The organism is Mycobacterium sp. TH-M116 (assembly GCF_057473685.1).
In genome coordinates, this window is record NZ_JBYCLC010000110.1 from 1 (window position 1) to 8,042 (window position 8,042).

At 68.0% G+C, this 8,042-nt stretch carries 7 protein-coding genes; 4 read left to right on the forward strand and 3 right to left on the reverse strand.

Translation table 11 applies throughout. The annotated features are described in order from the left end of the window. Positions 1-56: 56 nt before the first annotated feature. Together AC2VOK_RS05265 and AC2VOK_RS05270 are read left to right on the forward strand one after the other, a co-directional pair. The gene (locus AC2VOK_RS05265; RefSeq protein ID WP_428899540.1) at positions 57-443 is read left to right on the forward strand and encodes a PE family protein; all 387 of its coding nucleotides are present in this window, start codon (positions 57-59) and stop codon (positions 441-443) included. 75 nt (positions 444-518) lie between these two features. Next, a complete protein-coding gene (locus AC2VOK_RS05270) occupies positions 519-1,268 on the forward strand; it encodes a hypothetical protein (protein ID WP_428899541.1) in 750 nt (249 codons plus the stop codon). Positions 1,269-1,329: 61 nt separating this feature from the next. Here AC2VOK_RS05270 and AC2VOK_RS05275 read toward each other — a convergent pair whose 3' ends face one another. Both AC2VOK_RS05275 and AC2VOK_RS05280 read right to left on the reverse strand, forming a co-directional pair. Continuing rightward, on the reverse strand, positions 1,330-2,442 hold the full coding sequence (locus AC2VOK_RS05275) for a hypothetical protein (protein WP_428899542.1): 1,113 nt from the start codon (positions 2,440-2,442) through the stop codon (positions 1,330-1,332). A 122-nt stretch (positions 2,443-2,564) separates the two neighbouring features. Then, entirely contained in the window at positions 2,565-4,286 is a 1,722-nt protein-coding gene (locus AC2VOK_RS05280; RefSeq protein WP_428899543.1) for an acyl-CoA dehydrogenase family protein, read from the reverse strand. A gap of 74 nt (positions 4,287-4,360) precedes the next feature. Between AC2VOK_RS05280 and AC2VOK_RS05285 the strand changes: the two genes are divergently transcribed. Beyond that, complete coding sequence (locus AC2VOK_RS05285; RefSeq protein WP_428899544.1) at positions 4,361-5,338, forward strand: phosphotriesterase family protein; 978 nt, start codon at positions 4,361-4,363, stop codon at positions 5,336-5,338. 21 nt (positions 5,339-5,359) lie between these two features. Further along, a complete protein-coding gene (locus AC2VOK_RS05290) occupies positions 5,360-6,853 on the forward strand; it encodes an AMP-binding protein (RefSeq protein WP_428899545.1) in 1,494 nt (497 codons plus the stop codon). Here the strand turns inward: AC2VOK_RS05290 and AC2VOK_RS05295 are convergent. Further along, complete coding sequence (locus AC2VOK_RS05295) at positions 6,819-8,039, reverse strand: acyltransferase family protein (RefSeq protein ID WP_428899546.1); 1,221 nt, start codon at positions 8,037-8,039, stop codon at positions 6,819-6,821. The genes AC2VOK_RS05290 and AC2VOK_RS05295 overlap by 35 nt on opposite strands. Positions 8,040-8,042 lie beyond the last annotated feature (3 nt).

Consider the following 8,042-nt stretch of genomic DNA (forward strand, 5'->3'; position numbering starts at 1 on the left):
CCCCTGGACGCCGTCGAAGGGACACGTCCCGCTGCGTCACGCCACGGGACAACCACATGGCATTCGTCAGCACCATGCCCGAGATGGTCACCGCGGCGGCCGGCGATCTGGCCGGGATTCACGCGGCGCTGGACGAAGCCGGCGCGGCGGCGGCCGTGCCCACGACCGGGCTGGCCCCGGCTGCCGTCGACGAGGTGTCGGTGGCAATCGCGCAATTGTTCGATGCCTACGGTCGGGAATTTCACGCTCTCACCGCCGCAGCGGGGGCATTGCATGCCGAGTTCGTCCGGTTGCTCAACAGTGGTGCGGCCGCGTACCTCGATGCCGATACCGCCGGCGCAGGCCTGCTAGCGGCCGCGCGGGTGCAGACGCCGACCTCCAACGCCTATGCGCAACTGTGGGCCGACACGTCAGCCAACCTGCAGGGGATCTACCACACCTAGTCCGCCGACCCGGCGCCGCTCCTGCGCCAGTTCGTCGCCAACCAGGCGGCCTACGCCATTACGGTCGGCACCTCGGTGACCGGCGCAGTCCAGGACTTCGGAGCCGGCGTGGTGGCTTTGCCCTCGGCCTACCTGACGGCGTTTCAGGCTCTCGCGGCGGGAAACGTCGGCGGTGCGGTGCAGGCCCTGGGCAAGGGCTACCTGGACTTGGTGTTCACCGGCTTCGACTTCCACAACGCGCCGACCGTCACGATCGACGGCGCGCTGGGGGATCTGCTGCCCATCGTGTCCATTCCCGGCGAGATCGCGCAGAACCTGACCAACGGCCTCACGACGGTCACCGACACCTCCATCAACGCGGTGATCTCGCTGACGAACCCGTCGTTCACCACCGGACTGCCGCTGACCCTGGCCCTCGACACACTCGGCGTGCCGATCGTCACCGGGCAGGCCGCCGCACTGAGCGGTACGACGTTCCTCACCGCGGTGCAGACCGGGAACGTCGCGGGCGCGCTCGGTGCGCTGGGCGACGCCCCGGCCGTCATCGCCAACGGCTTCCTCAACGGCCAGGCGACGATCACACTGGATCTGCCGCCGTCGCTGCTGACGATCCCGGGCGCCACCACCCAGTCGTTGACGGCTTCCATCCCGGTCGCCGGGATTCTCACGCCGCTGCAGCCGGCGGTGGCGACCGCGGTGGCCAAACCAGTGGTCGGGCCCGCGGTCACCCAAACCGTCACGCTCGGGGGCACGCAGTTCGGCGGTCTCATTCCCGGCCTGCAGGGCGCATCGGCGGATCTCGCGGCGGCGATCACGCCCAGCTGAGCGCCGCCGCAACGGCAGGAGGCCACGGTCCGGCTACGGTTACGCCGCCCACCGTATCGGCTCAGGGAATCAAACCGAACGCGATCGCGCCCAAGTCGGCCGCCAGCTGGCCGAAGATACCGCCGACATCCGCCGAAAGGTGGCCGGCGTCAAGGAGCGCGGCGGTGTCGAAACCATCCAGCGCGCCGGCCAGCTGCGCTGAGGTCTGCGCTGAGCTCACCGAGAATTCGAGCGGGGACACCGCTGCGCTGGCCGGCGCAGTGAACGGCTTGATCTCCTCGGCCAGGTCGCCCTCGGCGTCCAGCAGAAGCTGGAAAGTCCCGTCGGGGCCGTTGGGGCCACCCGCATAGGTGAGCAGTCCGTACGGGGTGCCGTGGAAGAGGTCGGAATCGGGACCGTTGTAGCCGTTGAGGAAGCCGTCGACGATCGCCGCGGGGGCATTGGACAGGTCGGTCAACGCCAGGGTTTGGTCCCCGGCGTCCTGCGCCTGCGTGATCTCCTGGACCACCTCGGCGAGCGCCGCCACGCCGCTACCCAGCGCGTACAGCGGGCTCACCAGAATGTAGTCGCTCAGTGCCATGGGAAGTGCGGACAGCAGACTGTCGACATTGTTCCCGAAAGAGGTCATCACCGGTGCCACACCCTTGACCAGCGTCTCGATCGGATCGAGATAGAGATCGGTGCTTGCGTAGTTCCACACGGTCGCGAAAGCCTGCATCACATCGCCCTGCGCGAATTGCGCCGAGGCGTTGTTCATGACTGTCGGCAACCCCTGCACGCCGTCGGCGAACAGCGTCGCGGAGGAGCCCTCGGCGTCGGCGATGGTCTGGGCGTAGGCGACCTGGTTGTCGTAAATCTCGCCGAACAACGACGGCTCCCGAGCGGCCAAAGCCTCGAGGCCGGCCAGGTTGGCCGAAGCCGTCTGAAAAACCTGGGCCCACGTCGGCGAGGAATCCCACGTCGCGGAGGAATCCGAGGCGGCGGGGTTCAGGGCCGCGCCGCTGAGCAGGTCGACGGGATCGGCGAGCACGCCCGGAGCAACGGATGCGGCCAGTTCGACGCCGGAGACTTCCCAGGCCGCGACGCGGCTCTGCGTTGTCGGGGTGACGGCAACCAGCGCAGCAGTCACGCAGGCGGCACCGACGACAACACCTGGGTTGAGGCCGTACCGCACGATCATCTCCTCGAATTCGGTTCGGGCGTCTGAGTTGCCGGAAACCTGGGCGCATCAACGGATTATGGGCGTCGCTTAGAGAGCCAAACGAAATAACGCGACGTAGCGTACTACGGCTCAGCTCAGGGCCGCATCCGGTAGGCGCCGCTGAGCGGCTGGACGTGTTCCTTCCAGACCTGGTGGTAGCGCGCGGGGTCGTGCGCCGGGCGCCGGATCATGCGCATCGCGAACCGCGCCTGTTCGTCCGTCGTGGCCGGCTTGTCGCTCAGTTCGACCGCGTAGCCGTTGAAGTCCCTGACCAGCACGCCGAAGATCTCGTCGATCAGAGCCGGGTCGACACCTGCTCCCGGGCCGGACAACCCGGCCTCCTCGAGGACCAGCTGCGCGTAGGGCACCGTGGCGAAAAGCTGGCCGACGGCGAACGCGAAGTCGATGTCGCGCTGCTGGGCCGCGTCGGGGGTGGCACTGGCCAGCATCTCGGCGAGCACGTCGATCTGTTGGCTCAGCAGTGCGACGTTGGGCAGGTGGGCGAAGGCCGTGAACGTCGAGCGCCAGTCATGGAAGCGCACCTTGCCCAGGCCGCCGGTCGGTCCCTGGGCGAACAGGAAGGTGTCGTCGGCGGCGTCGTCACGCCGGCCGAGCAGCGGCAGGGCCGCGTCCGGGGCGAACAGGAAATTCGGCATGAACTTGCCGAGCAGACCGATGTTGATGTGGACCGTGCCCTCCAGTCTGGGCAGCAGGCCGATCTCGCGGGTCACGGCTTCGAAGAAAGTGTCCTTCTCCACGCCCTTGGCCGCGATCACGTCCCACAGCGCGGTGATGACCCGCTCACCCTCGCTGGTCACCTTGGCCTTGGTGAGCGGGCTGTAGAGCAGGTAGCGGCGGTCGGTCGCCGAGGCGCTGCGCATGTAGTCGCCGGCGCGAGTGGTCACCAGCTTCATCGCGGCCAGCCGCACGTAGGCGTCGGTCAGCAGCCGGCGCACGTGGCTGAAATCGGCGACGACGGTTCCATACAGGACGCGGTTGGACGCGTGGGTGACCGCCTCGTACATGGCGTGGGTGCACATGCCCACGGCTCCCCAGCCCAGGTTGTACTTGCAGACGTTGACGGTGTTGAGGGCGGCGTGGAAGGCGTCGGGCCCGCGGTGCAGTATCTCGGCTTCGGTGACCGGGTAGTCGCGCAGCGCGTAGTTGGCGACGTAGTTCTGCGAGTTGACGACGTTCTTGATCAGCTCGTAGCGGTCGTGGCGGGAGTCGGCCGCGAAGAAGACGTATTCGTCGTCCTTTCCCGGAACACCGGCGATCTTGCCGAAGGTCGACACCATCCGGGCCACGTTGGCGTTGCCGATGTAGTACTTCTCCCCATTGGCGACCCAGCCTTCTTTCGAGGGTTTCAGCAGCATGTCGGTTTGGTAGACGTCGGCGCCGTGGGTCTGCTCCGAGAGCCCGAAGGCGAACACCTCGCCGGCCTCGAGTTGGGCGGCTGCCTTGCGTTTGGCGTCGGAGTTGTCGCTCATCCAGATCGGGCCCAACCCGAGCGCGGTGACTTGGAACGGGTACCAGTAGCTCAGCCCGTAGAAGCCGACGATCTCGGCGAACTCGCTGATGCGGTAGGTGTCCCACCGGCAGTCATCCGAGCCGTAGGCGCTCGGTGTCAGCAGCGACGCGAAGATGCGCTCGCGGCCGATGTGGTTCAGGAAGTCCGAGTACCACACCCGGTCGTGGTCATCGGACTTCAACCGGGCCTTGCCCCGCGACTCGAAGAAATCCACCGTGGCGGCCATGATCTCCGCCGAGCGGTGGTCCGGGTAGGTGCGCTTGAGGTGACTGGGGTTGAGCAACATGACGTGACCGTACTGCCAAAACGGCCTCGCGGGGGCCCTGTTGGTCAGAGGCCCGTCGACCTAGCATCAATCGCGTGTCAGAACTCAATACCGCCCGCGGACCCATCGATACCGCCGAGCTCGGCGTCACGCTCATGCATGAACACGTGTTCATCATGACCACCGAAATCGCGCAGAACTATCCCGAGGCCTGGGGCGACGAGGAACAGCGCGTCGCCGACGCCATCACCCGGCTGAACGAACTGAAGTCCCGCGGCGTGGACACCATCGTCGACCTGACGGTGATCGGGCTGGGCCGCTACATTCCGCGCATCGCGCGGGTGGCGGCGGCCACCGAGCTGAACATCGTTGTGGCCACCGGGCTTTACACCTACAACGACGTGCCGTTCTACTTTCACTACCTCGGCCCGGGCGCCGAGCTGGGAGGTCCGGAAACCATGACCGACATGTTCGTCCGCGACATCGAGCAGGGCATCGCCGACACCGGCATCAAGGCGGGGATCCTCAAATGCGCGACCGACGCACCCGGCGTCACCCCCGGCGTCGAGCGGGTGTTGCGGGCCGTCGCCCAGGCGCACAAGCGCACCGGGGTGCCGATCTCCACGCACACCCACGCCGGGCTGCGGCGCGGGCTCGAGCAGCAAAAGATCTTCGAGGAGGAGGGCGTCGACCTGAGCCGGGTGGTCATCGGGCACTCCGGCGACAGCACCGACATCGGCTATCTCGAAGAGCTCATCGCCGGTGGTTCCTATCTGGGGATGGACCGGTTCGGCATCGATGTCATCTCCCCGTTCGAGGAGCGAGTGAACATCGTCGCGCAGATGTGCGAGCGCGGGCACGCCGACAAGATGGTGCTCTCCCACGATGCCAGCTGCTACTTCGACGCGCTGCCCGAAGAGCTGGTGCCGCAGGTCATGCCGAACTGGCACTACCTGCACATCCACAATGACGTCATCCCCGCGCTCAAGCAGCGCGGCGTCACCGACGAGCAGCTGCACACGATGCTGGTTGACAATCCGCGCCGCGTCTTCGAGCGGCAGGGTGCCTACTAAATGGCTCCGGGTGAGCCGGGCGTGACGGACCCCGTTCCCCCGATCGGCACCCAGATCACGGCGCTGGCCCGCCTCGCACCCGACGAACCCGCGGTCACCTGCGACGGGGTGACGCTGACCCGCGCCGAGCTCGACCGTTCCACGAACCGACTGGCCCGCGCCTACGCGCGGCGCGGCGTGGGCGTGGGCGACTACGTGACCATGCTGCTGCCCAACTCCATCGAGTGGATCCAGGCCGCGGTGGCGTGCTGGAAGCTGGGCGCGGTGCCCCAGCCGTTGTCTGCGCGGCTGCCGGTCGCCGAGCTGCAGGGGTTGTTGGACCTGCGACCTCCTGCCCTGCTGGTGGGCCGCGATTTTCCCGGAATACCCAGTGTTCCAGCCGGTTTCGTGCCCGACCCTTCATTGCCCGACGCCGCGTTACCGGAAGCGGTCTCGCCGGTGTGGAAAGCCATGGGGTCGGGTGGCAGCACCGGTCGGCCCAAGCTGATCGAGTCCGGCGGGGACAGCCGGATCCCGGCCGCCATCGGCTACCCGCTCGGCGCGCAGGAGGGTGACACCACCTTGATGTCGGTGCCGATGAGCCACAACACCGGGTTCACCACCGCGACGATCGCGTTGCTGATGCGCCACCACCTGGTGGTGATGAGCCGGTTCGACCCGCAGCAGTTCCTGCGGCTGATCACCGAGCACCGGGTCACGTTCCTGACGACGGTGCCGACGATCATGCAGCGGGTGTTGCCGGTCTACCAAGCCGATCAGGAAGCCGACCCGGGGGCCTACGATCTGTCCTCGATCCGGCGGTTCTGGCATCTGGGCGCGCCCTGCCCACCGGCTGTCAAGCAGGCCTGGATCGACCTGCTCGGACCGGACAAGGTGTGGGAGCTTTACGGCGGCACCGAATTTCAGGCGCTGACCTTCATCTCCGGCGATCAGTGGCTGACGCATCGCGGCTCGGTCGGCGTGGTGGTCGCCGGGGAGATGAAGGTCCTCGACGACAACGGCAATCCGTGCCCGCCGGGCGTGGTCGGCGAGATCTACATGCGGCCCACGCCGGGCAGCCCACCGACGTATCGCTATGTGGGCGCGACGGCCAAGAGCCGTGACGGATGGGATTCGCTGGGCGACCTCGGTTATTTCGACGCCGAGGGGTTCCTCTACCTGTCCGACCGCCGGGTCGACATGTTCACCGTGGGTGGGCGCAACGTCTACCCCGCCGAGATCGAGAATGCCCTGTCTGCACACCGGGACGTGTTGTCGTGCCTGGTCGTCGGTGTTCCTCACGAAGACCTCGGCCAGGTGCCCTACGCCTTGGTGCACACGTCCGACGGCGCCGGGTTGGACCAGACGGGCGTGCTGGAGTTCCTGCGTGAGCACCTTGCGCCTTACAAGCTGCCGCCCTCCCCCGAATTCGTCGAGTTCGTCGGCACCCCCTTACGCGACGACGCCGGCAAAGCACGGCGCTCGGCGGTGCGCGCCGAGATCATGGCGCGATCGCATCCGCCTCGGCATCGATAACCGCCTCCGGTCCGGTCGGCTTGGCGCGCCGCTCCCACCGCCGCAACCATTCCCGACAGGGCGACTCGACAAGGCCGTAACTGACGGCGGCGATAGCGAAGCCGAACACCAGCGTCAGGACCAGCACCGCCGGCATCCGGCCGGTGAACGGAAACGTCCCGATCACCGGGAACACCATGGCCAGCGCGGCCAGATGCCAGACGAACAGCCCGTAGGACCAGCGCCCCAGCGTGACCATGCCAATGCTGCCCAGCAGTCGGTGCGGCGTGTCCGGGCAGTCCAGCACCAACGGCGCCACCAGTGCGAACGCCACCAGCGAACCCATCGCGGTCTTCACCGCGAACTGCGCCGGGGTACCGGGGACCAGACCCTCCGGGCCGGCCAGCGGCGACGCCGCGACCAGGTAGGCCAGCACCGCGAAAACCGCCATCGGCACCCGGCGGCGGGCCAACCGGTGCGGCCACCCGACCTCGCTGTACGCCCACTCGGCCAGCAGCATCCCCGCGGCGAACCAGGAGAAGAACGCCGGCGGCCAGTTCAGCGGGTTGGCGCCGGAATCGGTGTGCCCGGCCACCACCGGGGTCCAGCCCCATGCCCAGCTGAGGGCCGCCAGCGCCGCGATCGCGGGCACCCGGCCCCGCAGCGGGAGACGGCGGGCCAGCAGCGCCAGCACCGGCAAGGCGAGATAGAAGCCGACCTCGACCGACAGGCTCCACATCTGGGTCAGCCCGCCGGTCAGGGTGAGCGGCACATAGATCTGGGTGAGGGTCAGGTTGGCCAGCCATACCGTCGGGCTGGCGTGGTCGGCGTCGGGCAGCAGCGTCAGGATCACCACGACCGCCACCACGTAGGCCGGCATGATGCGGATGAACCGCGACCGCAGGTAGTGCGCGGTGCGGGGGGGCCTCAGATCAGGCGGGCCCCCCTGACGCGCCGCTGCGACATGGCCGCGCCACAGCAGGAATCCCGACAGCGCGAAGAAGACGGCGACGGCCAGGTCGAAGCGGCTGAGCAGCCGGCCGGCGGCGCCGCTGGAGTGACCGGTCTGGAAAGCGACGTGGGTGACGACCACACCGATGGCCGCGCAGGCGCGCATGCCCTCCACGGCGGGCAGGAAGCTGCGGCTTCCGCCCACCTGCCGGCCGTCGGTCATCATCCCGTCGGTCATCATCCCGTCGGTCATCATCCC